Source organism: Roseovarius mucosus DSM 17069 (assembly GCF_000768555.3).
Taxonomy (GTDB): domain Bacteria; phylum Pseudomonadota; class Alphaproteobacteria; order Rhodobacterales; family Rhodobacteraceae; genus Roseovarius; species Roseovarius mucosus.
The window spans coordinates 435023-457237 of sequence record NZ_KN293991.1; the positions used below are offsets into that span (position 1 = coordinate 435023).

At 64.2% G+C, this 22215-nt stretch carries 15 protein-coding genes and 2 pseudogenes; 8 read left to right on the top strand and 9 right to left on the bottom strand.

The genetic code is table 11. The features are described 5' to 3' along the window. The first annotated feature begins 46 nt into the window (after positions 1-46). Together ROSMUC_RS19865 and mepA are read left to right on the top strand one after the other, a co-directional pair. Positions 47-1432 carry an MFS transporter gene (locus ROSMUC_RS19865; protein WP_037276598.1) on the top strand — a complete coding sequence of 462 codons (1386 nt, stop codon included), beginning with the start codon at positions 47-49 and terminating at the stop codon, positions 1430-1432. Then, the gene (gene mepA / locus ROSMUC_RS19870; RefSeq protein ID WP_037276600.1) at positions 1411-2334 is read left to right on the top strand and encodes a penicillin-insensitive murein endopeptidase; all 924 of its coding nucleotides are present in this window, start codon (positions 1411-1413) and stop codon (positions 2332-2334) included. The genes ROSMUC_RS19865 and mepA overlap by 22 nt, the downstream gene beginning before the upstream one ends. Before the next feature lie 409 nt (positions 2335-2743). On the opposite strand, the gene ROSMUC_RS19875 is transcribed toward mepA, so the two are convergent. The 3 genes and pseudogenes from ROSMUC_RS19875 to ROSMUC_RS19885 all read right to left on the bottom strand — a co-directional run bounded on the left by ROSMUC_RS19875 (position 2744) and on the right by ROSMUC_RS19885 (position 6634). Then, on the bottom strand, positions 2744-4006 hold the full coding sequence (locus ROSMUC_RS19875; RefSeq protein ID WP_052115458.1) for a sensor histidine kinase: 1263 nt from the start codon (positions 4004-4006) through the stop codon (positions 2744-2746). Positions 4007-4222: 216 nt separating this feature from the next. Further along, complete coding sequence (locus tag ROSMUC_RS19880; protein ID WP_037276602.1) at positions 4223-4669, bottom strand: GNAT family N-acetyltransferase; 447 nt, start codon at positions 4667-4669, stop codon at positions 4223-4225. Further along, positions 4666-6634 (bottom strand): annotated as a pseudogene (locus ROSMUC_RS19885) (methylmalonyl-CoA mutase family protein). Before ROSMUC_RS19885 ends, ROSMUC_RS19880 begins: the two are co-directional and overlap by 4 nt. Positions 6635-6777: 143 nt before the next feature. Between ROSMUC_RS19885 and ROSMUC_RS19890 the strand changes: the two are divergent. Both ROSMUC_RS19890 and ccrA read left to right on the top strand, forming a co-directional pair. Continuing rightward, entirely contained in the window at positions 6778-8151 is a 1374-nt protein-coding gene (locus ROSMUC_RS19890; protein ID WP_037276603.1) for a 1-acyl-sn-glycerol-3-phosphate acyltransferase, read from the top strand. 135 nt (positions 8152-8286) lie between these two features. Next, positions 8287-9573: a crotonyl-CoA carboxylase/reductase gene (gene ccrA / locus ROSMUC_RS19895; RefSeq protein WP_037276605.1), complete on the top strand. Its 1287-nt coding sequence runs from the start codon at positions 8287-8289 to the stop codon at positions 9571-9573. A gap of 133 nt (positions 9574-9706) precedes the next feature. Here ccrA and yihA read toward each other — a convergent pair whose 3' ends face one another. From yihA to ROSMUC_RS19925, 6 genes are all read right to left on the bottom strand, one after another. Continuing rightward, positions 9707-10357 carry a ribosome biogenesis GTP-binding protein YihA/YsxC gene (yihA, locus tag ROSMUC_RS19900; protein ID WP_037276606.1) on the bottom strand — a complete coding sequence of 217 codons (651 nt, stop codon included), beginning with the start codon at positions 10355-10357 and terminating at the stop codon, positions 9707-9709. After that, a complete protein-coding gene (locus ROSMUC_RS19905) occupies positions 10357-11100 on the bottom strand; it encodes an MOSC domain-containing protein (RefSeq protein ID WP_037276607.1) in 744 nt (247 codons plus the stop codon). Before ROSMUC_RS19905 ends, yihA begins: the two co-directional genes overlap by 1 nt. After that, a complete protein-coding gene (gene yidC, locus ROSMUC_RS19910; protein ID WP_037276608.1) occupies positions 11097-12932 on the bottom strand; it encodes a membrane protein insertase YidC in 1836 nt (611 codons plus the stop codon). The genes ROSMUC_RS19905 and yidC overlap by 4 nt, the downstream gene beginning before the upstream one ends. 113 nt (positions 12933-13045) lie before the next feature. Continuing rightward, positions 13046-14563 (bottom strand): putative bifunctional diguanylate cyclase/phosphodiesterase, encoded by a 1518-nt coding sequence (locus ROSMUC_RS19915; RefSeq protein WP_037276609.1) that lies wholly within the window; start codon positions 14561-14563, stop codon positions 13046-13048. A gap of 45 nt (positions 14564-14608) precedes the next feature. Continuing rightward, a complete protein-coding gene (ttcA, locus tag ROSMUC_RS19920) occupies positions 14609-15478 on the bottom strand; it encodes a tRNA 2-thiocytidine(32) synthetase TtcA (protein WP_037276610.1) in 870 nt (289 codons plus the stop codon). Positions 15479-15600: 122 nt separating this feature from the next. After that, positions 15601-16476 carry a LysR family transcriptional regulator gene (locus tag ROSMUC_RS19925; RefSeq protein WP_037276612.1) on the bottom strand — a complete coding sequence of 292 codons (876 nt, stop codon included), beginning with the start codon at positions 16474-16476 and terminating at the stop codon, positions 15601-15603. A gap of 102 nt (positions 16477-16578) precedes the next feature. On the opposite strand from ROSMUC_RS19925, the gene ROSMUC_RS19930 reads away from it, so the two are divergent. The 4 genes and pseudogenes from ROSMUC_RS19930 (at position 16579) to ROSMUC_RS19945 (ending at position 22214) form a co-directional block, all read left to right on the top strand. Beyond that, positions 16579-18165: an NADH-quinone oxidoreductase subunit L gene (locus tag ROSMUC_RS19930; RefSeq protein ID WP_037276614.1), complete on the top strand. Its 1587-nt coding sequence runs from the start codon at positions 16579-16581 to the stop codon at positions 18163-18165. Next, positions 18162-20568: pseudogene (locus ROSMUC_RS19935) on the top strand (YbcC family protein). Before ROSMUC_RS19930 ends, ROSMUC_RS19935 begins: the two are co-directional and overlap by 4 nt. Positions 20569-20697: 129 nt before the next feature. Beyond that, a complete protein-coding gene (locus ROSMUC_RS19940; RefSeq protein WP_037276615.1) occupies positions 20698-22008 on the top strand; it encodes a glycosyltransferase family 2 protein in 1311 nt (436 codons plus the stop codon). Continuing rightward, a complete protein-coding gene (locus ROSMUC_RS19945) occupies positions 22005-22214 on the top strand; it encodes a hypothetical protein (RefSeq protein WP_037276618.1) in 210 nt (69 codons plus the stop codon). The genes ROSMUC_RS19940 and ROSMUC_RS19945 overlap by 4 nt, the downstream gene beginning before the upstream one ends. Position 22215: the final 1 nt, after the last annotated feature.

Consider the following 22215-nt stretch of genomic DNA (forward strand, 5'->3'; position numbering starts at 1 on the left):
CCCTGCAAGGGTTGTCATATCCCCTTGAAACCAAAGGGGTTGGGGCATGGCAGGCATATCGCAGCGCAAGCGGATCTGGGGCTGGTATTTCTTTGACTGGGCTAGCCAGCCCTATCACACGCTGCTTGTGACCTTTGTCTTTGGGCCCTATTTCGCCTCTGTTGCGTCCGAGTATTTCATGGGCAGCGGGCTGATCGAAGAGGCGGCGGATGCGCAGGCGCAGGCGATGTGGTCTTGGTGCCTGACGGTGACGGGGTTGATCATCGGGTTGGGGGCACCGATCATGGGGGCCTTTGCCGATACCACCGGGCGGCGCTTGCCATGGATCATCGTGTTTTCAATGATTTACGTTCTGGGTGCCACGGCGATCTGGGGCATGCTGCCGGATGGATCGAACCTCTGGTGGGGGCTTTTTGCCTTTGGGTTTGGTTTCATCGGGGCGGAATACGCGCTGATCTTCATCAATTCGCAACTGCCCTCGCTCGGCGAGTCGGAGGAGGTGGGCGACATCTCGGGGTCCGGGTTTGCCTTTGGCTATCTGGGGGGGGTCCTGTCGCTGATGATCGTGCTGGCGCTCTTGGTCGAGCAGTCAAGTGGCAAGACCCTGATCGGGTTTGATCCGATCCTCGGGCTGGATGCCACGCAGCGCGAGGGGACGCGGGCTGTAGGGCCGTTCACGGCGCTGTGGTTCGTGGTGTTTATGGTGCCCTATTTTCTCTGGGTGCGGGATACGGGGCCACGGGGACCGGGTGGAGGTGTGGCCACAGCGCTTGGGACATTGCGAAAGACAATCAAGAGCTTACGCCACAGGCTGAGCCTGAGCACCTATCTCGGCTCGTCGATGTTCTACCGCGATGCGCTCAACGGGCTTTACGGTTTTGGCGGCACCTATGCGATCCTGGTGTTGAACTGGTCGATCACCTCTGTGGGCATTTTCGGGATCATCGGGGCGATTGCCGGCGCGGTGTTTAGCTGGATTGGCGGCAAGGCGGACAAGCGGTTTGGCCCCAAGCCGGTGATCAAAGTGGCGATCTGGGCGCTGATGGGGGTCTGCGTGATCGTGGTAGGCATGGATCGGAGCCAGATTTTTGGGATGCCGCTGGCGGAGGGGTCTAAGCTGCCGGATATGATCTTTTTCGGGTGTGGCGTGCTGATCGGTGGCTTTGGTGGGGTGTTGCAATCGGCCAGTCGGTCGCTGATGGTGCGGCATACTGATCCGGCTTTACCCACTGAAAACTTTGGACTTTATGGGCTATCTGGGCGGGCGACGGCATTTATGGCACCGGCGCTCATCGGCCTTGTGACCACGCTGAGCGGGTCGGCGCGCATCGGGGTTTCGCCGGTGATTTTGCTTTTTGTGATCGGCCTTGTTCTGTTACGCTGGGTCAAGGCGGAAGGGGACAGGGAAACATGGGTCGGATCGTCGTCATAAGTGCGCTGTTGCTAGGGCTTGCGGGCTGTATGCAATCCAAACCGGAGCCTGAGGCAAGCGGTGTCTTGTCCAGTCAGAGCATCCCCGCCGCGATGCAAGGTGTTCATGCCAAACAACTTTTCGGTGCGCAGCGCGGTGCGTCAGAGCATAGCCCGGCGGCTTATGGCAGCTATGCCAAGGGTTGTCTGGCGGGCGGCGTCGCCCTGCCCGAGAGTGGACCCACCTGGCAGGCCATGCGCCTGAGCCGCAATCGCAATTGGGGACACCCGGAAACCATTGATCTGGTTCAGAAATTGTCGCGCGTCGCGGCGCAGCAGCCGGGGTGGAGCGGGCTCTACGTCGGGGATATCAGCCAGCCGCGGGGCGGTCCGATGCTGACAGGGCATGCCAGTCATCAGATGGGATTGGATGCCGATATATGGCTGAGACCGGCGGACAATCTGAATCTGAGTGCGACGCAGAGAGAAAATATCTCTTCTATTTCAATGCAGAAGGCGAATGGCGCCTATACCAACAGCCAATGGACCCGCGCCCATCACGAGATCGTAAAGGCCGCCGCCAAAGACCCGCGCACAGCCCGGATTTTCATTTTCCCGGGGGCCAAGGTGCAGATGTGCAAGGATGAACAGGGCGGTGATCGAGAGTGGTTGCGCAAGGTTCGGCCGTGGTATGGGCATCATTACCATTTCCATGTCAGGCTGAATTGTCCAAGCGGAGCAACGGGTTGCGTGCCACAAGAGCCGATGCCGCCGGGGGATGGCTGTGCCGAGGCGCAAGAGTGGGTGCGCAATATCCTGAACCCGCCACCGCCCGATCCCAATGCGCCCGCGCCCAAGCCCAAGCGCGAATTGACCATGGCTGATTTGCCGGGCCAGTGCGTTGCGGTGTTGCAGGCTGAATAAATCAGCATGATGCGAAAATTTTTGCGGGCACCACATGATTTTGTTTTGACAAGCACAAAATCTGTGGCAACCTGTGGATAAGTTCAACAAGCGAAAGGAGGTGGTCCAGTGTCTATAGAGGGATTGGAGCGAGGTGTCGGAACAGTTCGGGAGGGGATCGCCTGAGGCAGCCCTTGGGTGAAAACGACCTGAATTGGTGCGCCTAACCGGCCCACCTCCGCGACTTCTAGAGGGCCGTTCCCAGATGGGACGGCCCTTTTGATTGGGCGGTTTGCCTGTGTAAGTTCTGTAAGCTTTGTAAGGGGATTTTGTAAGGTCGTGGGGCATTTTGGGGGCCTCGTGACGATTAAATCCGCAGAGAGCCCCGGATCAGGTCCGGGGCGGGGATCTGCGGGGGCATGGCCTTGCCTCAAATCAGCGGCAAGATCAGCGCCACTTGCAGGCCGCCCGACGGCCGGTTGCGCAATTCGAGCCGTCCGCCTGACTGCTCGGCAAAGCCCTTGACCATCGAGAGGCCAAGACCCGAGCCCTCGCCCACCTGCTTGGTGGTAAAGAACGGCTCTGTTATGCGGTCGATCATGGCGGGGGGCACACCGGGGCCGGTATCCTCGATCAGGAAAGCCACCTCGCGTGCGTCGGGATTGTCCTGAGCCGAAAGCCGCAAAACGCCCCCCTCGGGGTGCATCGCATCGCGGGCATTGATAGCACAATTCAACAGGGCTGTTTCCAGCAATTGACGGTCTGCGTGCAGGGTGAGATCGGGCAAGTTGCCCGAAAGAACGACGCGCACGGATTCAGGCAGCAGGCGGCGCAGCGAGAGGGCAAATTCCTCGAGAAAGGGGCCAAGGGCGATGTTGCTGCGGATCATCTGGGATTTGCGCGAAAAGGCCAGCAGTTGCCGCACCAGATGGGCAGCGCGGTCGCATCCGGTGCGGGCCTCATCCAGCATGGTTTCCCGCTCGGCCGGATCGGGCAATTCCGAAGCCAGATCGAGATTGCCGCGGATCACGGTCAGGATGTTGTTGAAGTCATGGGCGATGCCGCTGGTCAGTTGACCGACCGCACGCATTTTTTGCGATTGCACCTCGGCCTCTTGGGCGCTGCGCAGGGTGGCGCGGGTGCGCATCATCGACAGATAGGTCATCATATAATAGGCATTGATGCCGAACCCGGCAAAGACGATGGCGATCTGATGGCTCTGGGTCTCGGTCTTTGCGACAAAGGCCAGCACGATGCCGATGACGCAGAATGTGATCAGGAGCGTGTCCCACATCGCCAGATAAGTCAGATCGGTGTGCCGGCTGAGATTGTAGAGGCCAAGGCCGATCAGCCCGCAGATACCGATAAATTCGAACACCCGGGCATCGAGCGTGGTTAGATAAACGGTCATGGCTGCATACCAGCTTGAGATGATCATGCTGGCGAGAAAGAGCGCGCAATAGGTCGCGCGCCCTTTGGGCAGTTTTGGGGAGCGCAGGAAGAGAATGTAAATCCCGTTGAGGAGACTATAGCCAAAGCCCCATGCCAGCATGAGCGCCTGCCCCGTGCCGATCCAGAGCAGGACAGCGCCTCCGACGACGATGGCGTGGCGCGTGAGAATCTCGGTCACGGAGGTGGCGTCCGCGTGTCGGAGGATTTCGATCTGGCGGCGGTATTTAGCCGTGTCTGTCATGGCGGCCTATGGGGATGAAACGAAAGGCACGTCATAGGAGCATAGGCGAGAAGCCCCTTGCGACGCCACCCAAAGGTTACGGGACGGGTGCGCGTCTGCGATCAAAGCACGTTGCGTCCGATCAGGGTCACATCGCCCCGGCCCCCGAGCCGGGGCCTTGGCGAGGTCCCGGGCCAAGCCCGGGACGGGTGTGTCTTCGATGGGGCGCAAGCCGCTCTAACGGCTGTATTTGATGAACGGGGTCACTGTGGCGATGCGATCGTAAAGTTGGCGCGCGGTTGTGTTGAACTCTTGCGTCATCCAATAGACCGCCGGGCGCCCATCGGCATCGGCGCAGGCATAGACCGCCTCGATCAGGGCGCGGCCAATGCCGATGCCGCGGGCCTCGGGGGCGGCGTAGAGATCCTGAAGATAGCAGACCTGTTCCACGCGCCAGTTATGGGCGTGATAGATGTAATGCACCAGACCCACGGCGCGGCCATCAAGGAGCGCGATCAGCCCGTTCTGATCCGGGTGATCGGGCGAGAGCAACCGGCCAAAGGTGGTGTCATAGACCGTTTCCGGCAGGGTGGTTTCGTAGAAATCGAGATACGCCCGCCAGAGATCGCCCCAGGCGGGGCGATCATCGGGCACAATCGGGCGAATCTCCAAGGCGGCGGTCATTCCGCCGCGACCGCCTGAGGATCAACGAGGGTGACGATATCCATCATGATGGTGTTGAGCTCGAAATCCTTGGGGGTATAGACCCGCGCCACGCCCATTTCGCGCAGGCGGCGGGCGTCATCCTCGGGGATGATGCCGCCGACGATCACCGGCACGTCGCCAAGCCCCCGCCGCGCGCATGCGGTCCATCAGATCCTCGACCAGCGGCATATGGCTGCCGGAGAGGATCGAGAGGCCGACGACATGGGCGCGATCTTCGAGCGCGGCATTGACGATCTGTTCCGGGGTGAGGCGGATGCCCTCGTATCCGATGTCCATGCCGCAATCGCGGGCGCGACAGGCGATCTGTTCGGCCCCGTTGGAATGGCCGTCAAGGCCGGGTTTGCCGACAAGGAATTTGAGGCGGCGTCCAAGCCGGTCCGAGACCGCGTTGACGGCATCGCGGATGTGATCCAGACCTTCGGTCCGGTTCGAGGGGTTGGCAGACACGCCCGTGGGCCCGCGATATTCGCCAAAGACCGCGCGCATCTGTGCGGCCCATTCGCCGGTGGTGACACCGGCGCGGGCGCAGGCGATAGAGGGCTCCATCACGTTGCGCCCCTCGGCGGCGGCGGCGCGCAGGGCGGCGAGGGTGGATTTGACGGCGGCCTCGTCGCGGGCGGCGCGCCAGTCCTTGAGGCGGGCGATCTGTTCGGCCTCGACCGCCGGATCAACCACCATGATGCCGCCATCCTCGGTTTGTAGCGGCGAGGGCTCTCCTTCTTGCCAGCGGTTGACGCCGACGACGATGGTGTCGTTGCGCTCGATCCGGCCAAGGCGGTCGGCGTTCGACTCGACCAGGCGGGACTTCATATAGGCGATGGCGGACACCGCGCCGCCCATGGAATCGAGATTGGCAAGCTCGTGCCGCGCGCCGTCCTTGAGCGCCTCGACCTTGGCATCCACGGCGGGGTTGCCATCGAAGAGGTCGTCGAATTCAAGGAGGTCGGTTTCATAGGCGAGGATCTGTTGCATCCGCATCGACCATTGCTGATCCCAAGGGCGCGGCAGGCCCAACGCCTCGTTCCAGGCCGGAAGCTGCACCGCGCGGGCGCGCGCGCGTTTCGAGAGGGTGACGGCCAGCATCTCGATCAGGATGCGGTAGACGTTGTTTTCCGGCTGCTGTTCGGTGAGGCCCAGCGAATTGACCTGCACGCCGTAGCGGAAGCGGCGGTACTTGGCGTCCTGGATGCCGTAGCGCTGTTCGAGGATTTCATCCCAGAGATCGACGAAGGCGCGCATCTTGCACATTTCGGTGACAAAGCGGATGCCCGCGTTGACGAAGAAGGAAATCCGCGACGCGAGCGCCGGGAAATCGGCGGCGGGCACGCGCGGGCGCAATTCGTCGAGCACCGCGATGGCCGTGGCAAGGGCAAAGGCCAGTTCCTGCTCGGGCGTGGCCCCCGCCTCTTGCAGATGGTAGGAACAGACGTTCATCGGGTTCCATTTGGGGACATTCGTGTAGCAGTATTCGGCCACGTCGCCGATCATCTTGAGGCTGGGCGCGGGCGGGCAGATATAGGTGCCCCGGCTGAGATATTCCTTGATGAGGTCATTCTGCACCGTGCCTTGAAGGGCGGTCACATCGGCGCCCTGTTCCTCGGCCACGGCGATATAGAGCGCCAGGAGCCAGGGGGCGGTGGCGTTGATGGTCATCGAGGTGTTCATCTGGTCGAGCGGGATCTGGTCGAAGAGCGTCCGCATGTCGCCCAGATGGCAGATGGGCACGCCCACCTTGCCCACCTCGCCTTTGCTCAGGATATGGTCGCTGTCATAGCCGGTCTGCGTGGGCAGGTCGAAGGCCACGCTGAGGCCGGTTTGCCCCTTGGCGAGATTGGCGCGGTAGAGCGCGTTGGATTTCGCGGCGGTGGAATGGCCCGCATAGGTGCGGATCAACCAAGGCTTGTCTTTCTGCGGCTGCGACATACGGGGCCTCGTGAATCAGGGGGCGTAATTTTGTTTCGTTTCGACGCAGGGTATAGGCAAGAAGGTTGCGCTGTCAATTCGCTGCATTGCGGCATATGGGTTGGGGCATTTACGAAAACCCAAAACCCTGATTTGGTGCGGTCATGGGACAGACCGTGGAGATGCCGCTCTGGGCGTTGGTGTTGTTGGTGGGGTTTGCGGCCGTCACCTTTGCCAGTCATTTTCTCTTTCCGTCGGTGCGGTGGTTCCTGCGGCGCAGGCTGGAACGGGCGGTGGCGCGGCTGAACACGCGGTTGCAGCGCCCCATCGAGCCGTTCAAGCTGGCGCGGCGCTATGACATGATCCAACGGTTGATCTATGATCCCGAGGTGAGCCTCGCGATTGCCGCCCATGCGCAGGCCGAGGGCATCCCCGAGAACGTGGCCTTTGAGCAGGCCAAGCGCTATGCGCGCGAGATCGTGCCGAGTTTCTCCGCCACGGCCTATTTCGGCATTGCGATCAAGCTGGCGAAATGGCTGAGCCGGTCGCTCTATCGCGTGCGGTTGGGGCATTTCGACGAGGCGGCGCTGGAGGCGGTGGACCGCGAGGCGACAGTGGTCTTTGTGATGAACCATCGCAGCAACATGGATTATGTGCTGGTGACGTGGCTTGCGGCGGAGCGGTCGGCGCTGAGCTATGCGGTGGGAGAATGGGCGCGGGTCTGGCCGCTGAGCCGGTTGATCAAGGCGATGGGGGCCTATTTCATAAGGCGCAAATCGCGCGGCGATCTCTATCGGCGGGTGCTGGCGCGCTATGTGGGTATGGCCACGGATGGCGGCGTGACGCAGGCGATGTTTCCCGAAGGCGGGCTGAGCCTGTCAGGCGGGTTGCAGCCGCCCAAGCTGGGTTTGTTGAAGTATCTGGTGGAGGAGCGCCGCCCAGGAGGGCGCGATGTGGTGTTCGTACCCGTGGCGATCAATTATGACCGGGTGTTCGAGGATCGGCTGTTGGTGGCCGCAGAGCAGGCGGGCGGGCGGCGGTTTCCGGCGCGGATCAGCGTTGTGGCGGGGTTCGTGCTGCGGCAGGTGTGGCTGCGGCTGAGGCGGCGCTATCACCGGCATGGCTATGCGGCGGTGAGTTTTGGCGCGCCGATGTCGCTGGCGGAGTTCGAGCGCGATCATCCGGCGGCGGGGGTCGAGGGGCTGGCGCGGGCGCTGATGGCGCGGATCGGGGCCGAGGTGCCGGTGCTGCCGGTGCCTTTGGTGGCGCGCGCGCTGATCCGGGCCGAGGGGCCGCTGACGCGCGAGGGGCTGGATGCGGCGCTGGCGGAGATGCTGGCAGAGGCGCCGCGCGCGCATGTGCATCTGCCGCGCAAGGATCTGGGCTATGCGGCGCGGTTCGGGATACAGGTGCTGCGCAAGCGCGGGATGATCGAGGAACGGCACGGTGCCTTTGTGATTACCGAGGCGGAGCGGCCCGTGGTGGCCTATTATGCCGCCTCGATCGACCATCTATTTCGCGGGTGCAGCGGGGTATGAGCGGATTTTCTGCATCCGCTCGGTTATAAAATTACAAAAAACGATCAAATGCTATTGCATTATTGCGAGGCCGTTTGTATCTCGGGTCAAGACGGACGATTCTGCATCGCGGCATTCTGAGACAGGAGGTTGACCATGGCCCTGGATACCAAGACGGGCATTGCGCCCTACGACGCCCCCGAAAAGGACCTCTATGAGGTTGGGGAAATGCCGCCCTTGGGCTATGTGCCCAAGAAGATGTACGCCTGGGCCATTCGCCGCGAGCGGCATGGCGAGCCGGACGTGTCCTTTCAGAAGGAAGTCGTCGATACATGGGAGATCGACAGCCAGGAGGTTCTGGTCCTCGTGATGGCGGCGGGTGTCAATTACAATGGCGTCTGGGCCGGTTTGGGCCAGCCGATCAGCCCCTTTGACGTGCATGGGCAGGACTATCACATTGCCGGGTCGGATGCCTCGGGGATCGTGTGGAAGGTGGGCGACAAGGTCAAGCGCTGGAAGGTCGGCGATGAGGTGGTGATCCACTGCAATCAGGACGACGGCGACGACGAGGATTGCAACGGTGGCGATCCGATGTTCTCGCCCACGCAGCGCATCTGGGGCTATGAGACCGGGGACGGATCATTCGCGCAGTTCACCCGCGTTCAGGCGCAGCAATTGATGCCGCGACCCAAGCATCTGACCTGGGAGGAAAGTGCCTGCTACACGCTGACGCTGGCCACCGCCTATCGGATGCTGTTCGGCCACGCGCCGCATGATCTCAAACCCGGTCAGAACGTGCTGGTATGGGGCGCGTCGGGCGGTCTGGGCTCTTATGCGATCCAGTTGGCGAATACGGCGGGCGCCAATGCGATTGGCGTGATCTCGGACGAGAGCAAGCGGCAATTCGTGCTGGATCAGGGGGCGAAGGGCGTCATCAACCGCAAGGATTTCAAGTGCTGGGGTCAGTTGCCCAAGGTGAATTCGCCCGAATATAACGAGTGGCTCAAGGAGGCGCGCAAGTTCGGCAAGGCGATCTGGGACATCACCGGCAAGGGCGTCAACGTGGACATGGTGTTCGAGCATCCGGGCGAGGCGACATTCCCGGTCTCGTCGCTGGTGTGCAAGAAGGGCGGCATGGTGGTGATCTGCGCCGGGACCTCCGGGTTCAACTGCACCTTTGACGTGCGCTATATGTGGATGCACCAGAAGCGTTTGCAGGGCAGCCACTTTGCCCATCTCAAGCAGGCGGCGGCGGCCAACAAGCTGATGGTCGAGCGGCGGCTAGATCCCTGCATGTCCGAGGTGTTCCCCTGGGACGAGATTCCGCAGGCGCATGTCAAGATGCTGCGCAATGAGCATAAGCCGGGCAATATGGCCGTGCTGGTGCAAGCGCCGCGCACCGGGCTGCGCACGGTCGAGGATGTGCTGGACGCGGGCCGGTAAGGCGCGTCTGGCAGAGGGAGGAGCGGCTCGCGGATCAGGAGGGGTTCGCGGGCTGTTTCATTTTGCAGATATGGCACGCAGAGTGGGAGAGGCCCCGGGTCAGGCCCGGGGCGCGCAGCCCTCGTGCCGCGCCCTATTCCAGCGTGGCGATGGTGGCGCGCAGGGTGGCCAGACCCTCTGACTTCTCGCTGGAGGTGAGGATCAGCTCGGGGAAGGCGGCCGGATGGGGCGCGAGTTTGGCGCGCACCTGATCCAGCACACGCGCACGATCGGTGGCGTTGATCTTGTCCGTCTTGGTCAGCACGCATTGAAAGGTCACGGCGGAGGCGTCGAGCAGCGACATGATCTCTTCGTCCACGGATTTGATCCCGTGGCGGGCATCGACCAGCACGAAGGCGCGGCGCAGGGTCTGGCGACCCGAGAGGTACTGCTTCAGAAGCGCCTGCCATTTTTGCACCACGGCGAGCGGCGCATTGGCATAGCCATAGCCGGGCAGGTCCACGAGATAGTGGCTCTCGCCCAGGGCGAAGAAGTTGATTTCCTGCGTGCGGCCCGGCGTGTTGGAGGCACGCGCCAGCGCCTTGCGCCCGGTGAGGGCGTTGATCAGGCTGGATTTGCCGACATTGGAGCGCCCGGCAAAGCACACTTCGAGCCGGTCGGCGGGCGGCAGGCCGGACATCGCGACAACGCCTTTGACAAAGTCCACAGGCCCCGCGAAAAGCTTGCGCCCCTGTTCGGAGGTCTCGTGATCGGGGTCGGGGGCAAGGGAAAAGCGCAGTTCCATCACAGCACCTCGAGTTGGTCGCCAAGGGCGAGGGTGCCGCCGGTGATCACCTCGGCGTAGATGCCGAAATCCTGATGGTCCCAGTTCTTGTTGAGCGCGGCCAGCGTGTCGAGGTCGCGCACACCCGTGGCCGGATCCGCGGTGGTGGCAAGGCAGCGGCGGATCGGTTCGCGCACGAGCAGCTCTGCGGTGCCAAGGCGCAGCGTCTTGCCGATGAGATCGAACTCTGCCCAGGGGGCAAGCCCGTCGAGATGGATGTTGCAGCGCCAGCGCAGGGGCGAGACATCGGCCCCCATCTTGTCCGCGAGATCGGCGTTGGAGGCGAGGTTGAGCAGGCTGACCGACGGGTACTCGGTATCGGTAAAGCCGCGCCCGTCGAGCCGGTAGAGGCGGGTCGGTTGCGTGCCATCGGGGGGCATCAGGGGGCGCACCCAATCAAGAAACGCCTGCCCGTCGTGATCGGGCCGAAAGGTCAGGTCGGGGCGGTCGGGGTGGCTGAGGGTGACGGTCTCGGATGCCTCATCGAACCGCGCGTTGATCGCCATGATCGCCCCGGTCTTGGACCCGCGCGAGAAGTTGACGCAAGGCCCCCATTCACCGGTCGTCAGCCGGGCGATTTCGAGGGCGACGGCCCAAAGACGGTCGCCGGGCATGGCCTGCCCGGCGGTGAGGGTGACGGCGGTCAGCGCTTCGCGCCCGTGGCCTTTGATGGGGTGCCGCCAGAGGGCGCGAATCGCGGTCATTTTTTCTTGGTCGTTGGTTTTGGCGCGGGCTCCGGCGCAGGCTTCTTGCGTTTGAAGCTGGACGCGATATTGCCGAACACGTCCGGTTTATGGCCGTGGCTGCGCATGATCAGATATTGCTGGGAGAAGGTGATCGTGTTGTTTGCAATCCAGTAGAGCACGAGACCCGAGGCAAAGCTGCCCAGCATGAACATGAAGACCCAAGGCATCCAGGCAAAGATCATCTTTTGCGTGGGGTCGGTGGGCGACGGGTTGAGCTTTTGTTGCAGCCACATCGAGATGCCCAAGCAGAGCGGCAGGATGCCGATGAAGATCAGCGCGAGGATCGAGCCCGGTTCGGGCGCGGCCCAAGGCAGGATGCCCCAGAGGTTGTAGAGCGACGAGGTGTCGGGGGCCGAGAGATCCTTGATCCAGCCGATCCAGGGCGCGTGACGCAGTTCCAGCGTAACGAAGATCACCTTGTAGAGCGAGAAGAAGATCGGGATTTGCAGCAGGATGGGCAGACAGCCCGCCGCCGGATTGACCTTTTCCCGCTTGTAAAGCTCCATCATCTCTTTCTGGAGCTTCTGGCGGTCGTCGCCGGCGACCTCCTTGATCTTCTCCATCTGGGGCTGGAGTTCCTTCATCTTGGCCATGGAGACATAGGATTTGTAGGCCAGAGGCAGCACGAGTGCCTTGATCAGCAGGGTGAGGGCGATGATGGCCCAACCCATATTGCCGATCACCCCGTGCAGCCAGTGCAGCGCCGCGAAGATCGGTTTGGTCAGGAAGAAGAACCAGCCCCAGTCGATCGAGTCGAGAAAGCGGTCGACGCCTTCCTCATTCTGGTAGTGACGGATCGTCGCCCATTCCTTGGCCCCGGCAAAGAGGCGGGTTTCGGCGCTGGCGGTCTGGCCCGGCTCGACCGTCTGGGTCGGTTGCACAGCCTCGGTCTGGTAGATACCACGCTGCGGATCGAACTTGGCCACGGCCTTGAACGGGCTGCCAGCGGCTGGGATGAGGGTGGTCATCCAGTAATGATCGGTATAGCCGATCCAGCCATTCTCGGTCACTTGGGTGACTTCGGCGGGCGCACCTTCGCGGGCGTTGAAGGGATATTCCTCGACATCGTCATATTTGATTTCCGAAAGCGTCCCATCGGCCATGCTGATGAGACCCTCGTGGAGAATGAAGAATTTCTTGAGGTCGGCGGGGCGGCCATGACGGGCAAGGATACCGTAGGGCGCAAGGCTGACGGCATTGGCACCGGTGTTTTCGACCGACTGGCGGACGGAGAACATGAAATCTTCGTCCACGCTGAGTTCGCGGCGGAAGATGAGGCCCGCGCCATTATCCCAGGAGAGGGTGACGGGAGTGGTGGTGGTCAGCGTGTCGCCGCTCTCGATCTGCCAGAGCGTATTCGCGCCGGGCACCTGTTCGGGGGTCAGGCCCGCGCCGGGAGCCCAGCCATAGAGCGCGTAATAGGGCGTATCGCTGCCCACGGGGGAGAGCAGGCGCACGATCTCTGAGGTGGGGTCGATCGTCTCGCGGTAATTCTTGAGAAAGAGATCGTCGATCCGGCCGCCCTGCAGGGAAATCGTGCCTTTCAGGCTGGGTGTGTCGATGGTGAGGCGCGGGGCGTCCGGCTCGGTCGCAGGGACCGCGGTTGTGGAAGTGGTTGCCTCGGTGCTGCCTTGGGCGGTGGGGGTGGGCAGGCTCTCGGTCGCCGTGGGCACGGCGGCGTTGGGGTCGACCGGGGCGGGCTCGGGTGGCGGGAACATCACGAACCACACCAGAATCACGACGAAACTGAGTGCTGTTGCCAAGATGAGGTTCTTGTTCTGATCATCCATCGTCGATGGCCATCCCTGTGTTGCGTGTCAGGGGCGGTTCAACAGAGTGCGGCGGCAAAGGTCAAGCGGATTCCGGGGATTTTGGCCGTTGGCGCGGGGATTCATCGCAGGGGTCAGCCCTTGGCGCGGGCGATCCGGGGCACGGGGCCGAGTTTGGCGCGATGCGCCGCGATCCAGTCCGGCGTCGCCTCGAGCGGCATGGGGCGGGCGATACCAAAGCCCTGCACATGGGCGCAGCCCAGTTGCGCGAGCATGGCATGTTCGCCTGCCGTCTCGACCCCTTCGGCGAGGGTGGCAAGGCCAAGGCGGTCCGCCATCGACAGGATTGCCCCCACCATGCGCTGTTGATCCGGGTCGCGGTCAATCGCGGTGACGTAGGAGCGGTCGATCTTGAGCCGTTGCACGGCAAAGCGGCGGATGGTGGCAATCGAGGCGTGCCCGGTGCCGTAATCGTCAAGGTCGATGGGGCAGCCCATGCGCGCCAGCGCCGCGATATTGCGGGTGATGACGTCATCGGCAGAGGTGGCGACCACGGTTTCGAGCACCTCGATCACCAGCCGGTGCGCAGGCAGGTCGCAGCGATCCAGTTCCCACGCGAATTTCTCGGGCAGGGTGGGATTGCGCAACTCCTCGGGCGAGAGGTTGAGGCCGACGCGCGGAATGTCGAGGCCGAGGTGATCCCAGGTTTGCAGGGCGCGCAGCGCATTGGCGAGCATGGCATCGCCCAGCACCTCCATCCGGCCCGAGGCGGCAAGGAGCGGCAGGAATTCCGCCGGAGCGATGAGGCCTGCGGTGGGATGCTGCCACCGCGCGAGCGCCTCGAACCCGGTGATCTGGCCGGTGTCGGTGCAGATCTGCGGCTGAAACCATGTGATGAGTCGCCCGTCTTGCAGGGCGGTCGTCACCTCCTCTGCGAGGGCGCGGGGCAGGGGCGCGGGCGCGGTCATGCCCCGGCCATAGGCGCGGATTGCCGAGGGGCCATGGTGCTGCGCGTCGTGCAGGGCGGCAAGGCAGGCGTCATAGAGCGCCGGGGCGGTGCGCGCGGGGGCCTGTGCATCAAGGCAGAGGCCAAGCGAGGCAGAGATATGCAGCGTGGCCGCATCAAGCGGGATCGGATCAGCCAGCGCCGCGCGCAGCCGTTCAGCTAGGGCCAGAAGCGGGCCGAGTGTGAGGCCCGGCATCGGGGCCAGGAGCACCCCAAGCCGCCCCGCGCCGAGATCGAAAAGCTGGTCCGCGGGCCGCAGCGTGCGCGCGAGGCGTTCAAGGCTCTGAAGGATCACGCGGTCGGCGGTGGCGAGGCCGTGACGATCCGTCAGCCTGTCGAAATCGTCGATCTGGAGGAGAAGGCAGGCGGTGCGTGCGCCCCCCTGTCGCGCAGCGCCGAGGGTATCGGCGATGGCCTGTTGCATGGGCGCGCTGCGCGCCGCCTCATCCGTCAGGGGCGGGGTTTGGCGCCGATCCGAGAGGGCAAGCGCCAGAAAAGCCAGCGGCAATGCCAGGATCAGCGCCGCAAGCCCGAACCAATGGGTCGCCAGCCCCGCCGCGCCGATCAGCGCCAGCGATTGTGGCCAATGGCCCGCGCGCAGCCGTGCCGCGATCCCTGCTATCCGCTCTTGCCCCGTTCTGACCATCGACCCTGTTCCCGCAATCTGGCGTTGAGCCTAGCGCGGCAGGAGTTAACGGAGTTTGGGCAATCCTTCGGGATTTGCGTCGGATTTTATCGATTCGGTGGTCAGGCCCATGAAATCGAAGAGTTTGGGATCAAGAAGATGCGAGGGCCGCGCGTTCATCAGGGCGCGGAACATGACCTGACGGCGACCGGGGCTGCGTGATTCCCAACCGTCGAGGATCTGTTTGACCTGCTGGCGTTGCAGGCCGTCCTGTGATCCACACAGATCGCAAGGGATGATCGGATAGTTCATGGCGCGGGCAAACCGCTCGCAATCCTCTTCGGCGACATGGGCAAGCGGGCGATAGACGAAGAGATCGCCCTCTTCGTTCACCAGCTTGGGCGGCATGGTCGCGAGCCGCCCGCCGTGAAAGAGGTTCATGAAGAAGGTTTCGAGAATGTCGTCGCGGTGATGGCCGAGCACGACCGCCGTGCAGCCCTCTTCGCGGGCGATGCGGTAGAGATTGCCCCGGCGCAGGCGCGAGCAGAGCGCGCAATAGGTGCGCCCCTGTGGCACCTTGTCCATGACGATGGAATAGGTGTCCTGGTATTCGATGCGGTGGGGCACCTGCATGCGTTCGAGAAACTCGGGCAGGACGGTGGCCGGGAAACCGGGCTGACCCTGATCGAGATTGCAGGCGAGCAACTCGACCGGCAGGAGACCGCGCCATTTGAGTTCGTAGAGCACGGCAAGCAGCGTGTAGCTGTCCTTGCCGCCCGAGAGACAGACCAGCCATTTGCCGCCGGGGGCGATCATGCCATATTGCTCGATCGCCTCGCGGGTGTGGCGCACGATCCGTTTGCGCAGCTTTTTGAATTCGGTGCTGCTGGGCGCCCCGTGGAACAGCGGATGGATCTCTTCGGTCTCGTCTAGCATGGGCTGGCTTTAGGGGTTTTACGCTGGGCAGGCAAGGGTTTGGGTGGGGGCTGAGGAATTGCCGCCGGACCCTTTAAAAGGGTCCGGTTCGTTTTCTTTTCAAGAAAACGGGTCAGATGCCCTCAGAGCTCCCGGTCGAAGAGTTGTGCGAGGAGGGGGTTGGGGAATTTGCGTTTGGCGGTGACGGCGTGGAAATGTTCGGTCAGGCCGACGCTATGGGCGGCCTCTTGCAGGAGGCCGGATTCCAGCTCGTTCTTGACCACGATGGGCGGCAGCACCGCAAGGCCGATATCCTCGCGCGCGAGAAGGCGCATCATGGCCATGTCATCGACTTCGGCGGCGAGTACCGGGCGGACGGATAGGCGGGCGCAGAGTGCGTCGAACCCGGCGCGCACCGGAGATTCGAGCGTGGGCACGATGATCGGATTGGCCGTGAGCAAAGCGGCAAGGCTATCGGCCGCGTCAATCCGGGCGGGGGTGCCGATCACGCTGACGGGTTGCTGGGCCACGGGATGCACGATGAAACTGGTCAGCGCGTCGGCGCTGGGCGCCAGATTGGTGAGCACGACATCGAGGCTGAGCGCCTCGAGCCCCTGGAGCAATTCGATCGAGGTGCCGGAGCGCAGGACAAGTTCGATCTGGGGCTGGCCAAGGAGAGGGCGCAGAAACTCGATCTGGAAATTGCGCGACAGCGTGGCGAGTGCCCCCACGCGCAGCACCTGTTGCGCATGGCCGGTCTGGCGCAGCGTGGCGATGAGTTCCTGCCCCGCGCCAAAGATGGTTTCGGCATAGTCGAGCGTGATGCGCCCGGCCTCGGTCAGGTGCAATTGGCGATTGCGCCGCTCGAACACAGGCTGGCCCAGACGATCCTCGAGCTTGCGGATCTGCACCGAGAGGGCGGATTGCGAGAGATTGAGGCGCGCCGCGGTGCGGGTGAGGTTCCCGTCGCGGGCGACCTCCCAGAAATAGCGCAGGTGGTTGTAGTTCATCTCGGACATATCATTCTCTTTAAACGAACGAATTGTTTGGAACAATGAATTTTTATTATGTTCCGGGCTTGGCTATCACCGGGCAACCCAAGTTTCGCCCCCGGAGGTTTCATGCTGATCCATCTCTTGCCGCTGCTGGCCCCTGTCGCTCTGATCGCAGTGGCGGTCGTGATCCAATTTCAGCGCGGCATGGCCCCGCGCCGTGCTGCGGGGTGGGGCGAGGCGGCGGCGCTGATGGCGCTGATCGTGGCATCGGCGATGCCGGTGATCCTGATCGGCGCAGGGGCGGGCGACGGTGCCCTGCCGGGTGTGCTGGGCCATGTCATCGCGGTGCGGGTCGATGTGGTCAGCGCCGTGATGCTGATGCTGGTGGCCTTTATCGGCTGGGTCGTGGCGCGCTATGCGCGGACCTATCTGGAGGGAGAGCCGGGGCAGCGGCGGTTTGCGGTCTGGCTATTGGCGACGCTGGCGGCGGTGCAGATCCTCGTCCTGTCGGGCACGGTGGTGCAATTCGTGGGCGCGTGGATTGCCACAAGCCTTTGTCTGCACCGCCTGCTGCTGTTCTACCCCGAGCGGATCGGGGCACAGCGCGCGGCCTACAAGAAATTCGTGACCGCACGGCTGGGCGATGCCGCGCTGATCGGGGCGGCTGTGCTGTTGGTCCTGGCCTATGGCACAACCCAGATCGCAGGGATCCTGAGCGCCGCGCGTCTGGGTGAAGGTGACGGGATGGCCGCCACGGCGGCGGGGCTCTTGGCGCTGGCCGCACTCTTGAAATCGGCGCAATTCCCGAGCCATGGCTGGCTGACCGAGGTGATGGAGGCGCCGACGCCGGTCTCGGCGCTGCTGCATGCGGGGGTGGTGAATGGCGGCGGGTTTCTCTTGATCCGCTTTGCCGATGTCATGCTCTTGTCGCCGCTGGTTCTGGCGGTGCTGGTGGGGATTGGCGGATTTACCGCGCTCTTTGGCGGGGTGGTGATGCTGACGCAACCGACGGTCAAGGTCTCGCTGGCGTGGTCCACCGTGTCGCAGATGGGCTTCATGATCCTGCAATGCGGTCTGGCGCTCTTTCCGCTCGCCTTGCTGCATATCGTGGCGCATTCGCTCTACAAGGCGCATGCGTTCCTGTCGGCGGGCGGCGCGGTCGAGCGGGTGGCGGCGCAGCGGCGGCCGGGGCCGGTGGCGGTGCCGGGCTTGCGCTCTGTGGCGCGCGCCTTTGGTCTGGCGATCACGATCTATGGGTTGGTTTACCTCGCCTCGGGGGCGCTCATCGGCTTTGGCGCGAAATCGCCGCAGGCGGTGGCGCTGGGCGCGATCCTGATTTTTGGGGTGGCCTATCTCTTGGCGCAGGGCCTTGCGGATGCGGCCCCGCGCGCGCTCACACGGCGCACGGCGCAGATGTCGGTGCTGGCCACATTGGCCTATCTGGCGCTGCAACGGGGATCGGAATGGCTGACCTCGGGTGTCTTGCCGCCCGCACCGGCGGCGGGGCCGCTCGAATGGGCGCTGATCATCCTGGCGTTGGTCAGTTTCGGCGCGGTGGCGGTGGCGCAATCGACCCTGCCGCTCTGGGCGCATCATCCGGCGGCGCAGGGGCTGCGGGTGCATATCACCAACGGGTTTTACATCAACGCCGTCGAGGACCGCCTGTTGCGGGTCTGGTCGCGGCCACGGGCACGCAAGGGAGCGGTATCATGAAGATCGAAACGCACGCCGGGTTTACCGGCCCCCATCTGGAACTGATCGCCCTGTCCGAAAAGGTGAGCCGCGCTATTCCGCCGCTCTGGCCGCTGGAGGCGACCGTTGCGGTCAATCCCTTCCTTGGCCAGACGGGGCAGAGCCTGTCGCAGGTTTCGGCGCTGTTGGGGCGGATTGGCGGAATGCGCGTGACCATGCCGAATGCCTGGTATCGCGCGCGGATCGCGGATGGGCGGATCACCGATGCCGACCTTGAGGCGGCACTGGCGGACGCCCCGGCGGGCGCGCCTGCGACGGTCGCCGCGTTGAAAGCTGCGGCAGAGGCGGAGGACGCGATGCCAGAGGCATTGCCCACGATCGCGCATCTGGCGCAGGAGGTGTCGGGCGTGGATTGGCCGGGGCTGATCGAGGCGCGCATCGGGGCCTGGGCGGCAGGCTATTTCGATGCGGGGCAAGCGCTCTGGCAGGTGACGGCGGGGCGCGGGGCCTATGAAAGCTGGCAGATCTTTGCCAGCCGGGATCTGACGCCGGAAATCTCGGGTCTGGCCGGGTTCGCGGCGCATGTGGCGGCACAGCCCGGACGGGCAAGGGTGGCGCTGTCGCTGGCCTGCGATGCCCTGGGGCTGAAGGCGGCCGCGGCGGAAAGCTATTTTCACCAGCTTTTGCTGGGGCTTGGCGGCTGGGCGCAACTGGCGCGGCAGCGGCTGTGGCAGGCCGAGATGGACGGGCGGGCAGAACCGATCACGACCGATCTCTTGACCATCCGGGTGATCTGGGACGCGGCGCTATGGGCGCAATATGGCGACCGTATTGCGGATCGCTGGGCCAAAATCCGCGCCACCCACGCCACCCCGCCGCGCGCCACGGCGGCGCAGATGGCCGCCTGCGTGCTGCAAGACGCGGCAGAGCGGGCGGCGCAGCGCGATCTGGCCGGGGTTCTGGAGGCAGAAGTGCCGGAGCGGGCCGAGGCACGGCCCCTGCTTCAGGCTGCGTTCTGCATCGACGTGCGGTCAGAAGTGTTCCGGCGTGCCTTGGAAAGCCTTGACCCCGGCATTCAGACGCTTGGTTTTGCCGGGTTCTTTGGTTTGGCCCACGCGCATCGGGATTTCGCATCCGATGTGAGCGAGGCGCGGTTGCCGGTGTTGCTTGCGCCGAAACTGTCGAGCACGGCCACGGCCCCGAGTGCTGCCGAGGCCGATCAGGCGGCGCGGTTCGGGGCGCGGGCGGCGCGGGCCTGGGGGCGGTTCAAACTGGCGGCGGTGTCGTCCTTTGCCTTTGTCGAGGCGACGGGGCCGGTCTATCTGGGCAAGCTCTTGCGCGATGCGCTGGGGGTCGTGCCACGCGCGACCGAGGCCCCTGCGCCGCAGTTCAGCGCCGAATTTACCCTGCCCGAGCGGATTGCGACGGCGGCGGCCATCCTGCGGGCGATGTCGCTGACGCAAGAATTCGCGCCCGTGGTGCTGTTGGTCGGGCATGGGGCAAGCGTGGTCAACAATCCGCATGCCAGCGCGCTGCACTGCGGGGGCCTGTGGCGGCTACCGCGGCGACGCCAATGCACGGCTTTTGGCGGGGTTGCTGAACGATGCCGAGGTGCGCGCGGGGCTGGCGGCAGAAGGCATCGCCATTCCGCATGACACGGTTTTCCTTGGCGCGTTGCACGACACGACCACGGATGCGGTGACGCTCTATGCGCAAGACCCCGGGTGTGCGGTGTCGCCCGATCTGCTGGGGCGTGCGCGCGCATGGCTGCAAGAGGCGGGGGCGCTGGCACGCGCGGAGCGGGCCTTGCGTCTGCCGCGTGCGGGCACGGGCGATGCGGTTGCGGCGCGCAGCACCGATTGGGCCGAAACCCGGCCTGAGTGGGGGCTGGCGGGGTGCAGGGCCTTTGTTGCCGCGCCGCGCCATGTCACGCGGGGCAAGCCGCTGGGGGGGCGCGCCTTTCTCCATGATTATGACTGGCGGCAGGACGAGGGCTTTGGCGTGCTGGAATTGATCCTGACCGCGCCGGTGGTAGTGGCAAGCTGGATCAGCCTGCAATATTACGGATCGGTTGTGGCTGCAGAGGTGTTTGGCGCGGGCAACAAGCTCTTGCACAATGTCACCGGCGGGGTCGGTGTGGTCGAGGGCAATGGCGGTGCCTTGCGGGTAGGCTTGCCGTGGCAATCGGTGCATGACGGGACGGATTTCGTGCATGAGCCGCTGCGCCTGACGGTCTGCGTGGCGGCCCCGGCAGAGGCTGTGACGGATATTCTGGCACGGCATCCCGATTTGCGCGCGCTGTTCGACAATGGCTGGCTGCATCTGATGTTGCTCGATGACGCGGGGCGGATCGCGGCGCGCTATCGGGGGGATCTGAAGTGGCAGGGCAGCGGCGAAGATCGGAGGATGCACGCGGCGGCCTGAAACCCGCCGGGGGAAAGGATTGCAGCGCCGGAGGGGGCAGATTACAACTTGCAGGGGTTAGCGGCCTTGTGCCGTGGTCCTGATCCGTAAATCCCGGATGCCATCCCGACCGGAAAGAAAGCCTCTGCCATGCCCGTCCCCTTTCGTGATACGCCGACGCTTCTGGCAGAGCTTGCGCGGTTTCTGGAGCATCCGCAGCCCGATCAGACCGGCGCGCCATCGCTGGACCTCGCTGCGCAGCTACAGGCCGCGCAAGCGTGGCTCTGCCAGCAAGAGGCCGATGGCGCGGGCGCATTGGCGGATTTCCTCGGCGCACTGGGGGTGCGGTTGGCGCAGGACGGGCTCAAAGGCCGGATCACCACGCAGGCCGCGCAATTCGAGCTTTTGACCCTGCGCGCCGCGCGCGCGGCGGAAGAGACCGAGAGGCTCTCGGGGAAGGCGCAGGCGCTCAACCTGCTGTTTGCACAGGCGCTGGCCGATCTGCCGCAAGACCGGCAAGGGGGGATTTTCTCGCCCAAAGACTATCTGGCGCTCAATCCCGATGTCGCCGCTGCCGGGATTGATCCGCTGGCGCATTATCTGTCAAGCGGGGCGGCAGAGGGGCGCGCGCCGCGACGGATTGACGATGCCGGCGAAGGTCTGATGACACTGGTCGAGACCTGCCCGCCGCCCCGGTTCTGTCGCGACATGCCCGCGACCGTGCGGGCAGAGGCGCTGGCGCTCTTGGGACAGCAAAGACCGGAGGTCAGCGTGATCCTGCCCACGTGGAACCGGGCGCAATCGGTGGCAACGGCGGTCGCCTCGGCGCTCTTGCAATCCTATGCGCCCAAAGAGGTGATCGTGATCGACGATGGCAGCCAGGACGCGACGGTTGCCCTCTTGCAGCAGCGGTTTACCGAGCCTGTGGCGGAGGGGCGGCTCGTGATCGTGACACAGGAAAACGCGGGCGTGTCGGCGGCACGCAATGCCGGTCTGGCGCGGGCGCAGGGCGATGTGATCGCCTATCTCGACAGTGACAATCACTGGGACTCGGATCATCTGCTCTATGCGGTCGGTGGGTTGCTGGCGGTGCCAGAGGCGCAGAGCGCCTATACCGCGATTTGTCGCCACAACCTCTCGCAAGGATGGAGCGATGTTCTCTTTCAGCGCTTTGATTGGGCGCAGTTGGCCGAGGAGAATTTCATCGACCTGAACAGTTTCGTGCACCGGCGCGCGTTGGCCCAGACGCTGGGCGGGTTTGACACGGCGTTGACGCGGCTGGTGGATTGGGACCTGATCCTGCGTTATGCGGCCGGATCGGCACCCGTTGCCCTGCCGGTCATCACGGGGCATCACGTGGTGGACAGTCTTGGCCTTGACAACATCACTACGCGCGAGGCGTTGGGCCCGAACCTGGCCCATATCCGCGCCAAGCACGGCAGCATTCCGGAGGTCACGTGAGCGAGCCAGAGGATGAAAACGCGCAGGCCATCGCCGCGCTGCGCGCCCAGAACCGGCTCTTGCTGGAGCAGGTCGAGGCCCTGCGCGCGGCGCTGGCCATGCGCGAGGACGAGATTACCCGGCTGAGTGCGCGGTTGCTGGAGTGTGAGGCCGCGCCCCCCGAGCCCCCCGGTCTCTTGGCGCGGTTGCGCCCCCGGTGGCGGTGAT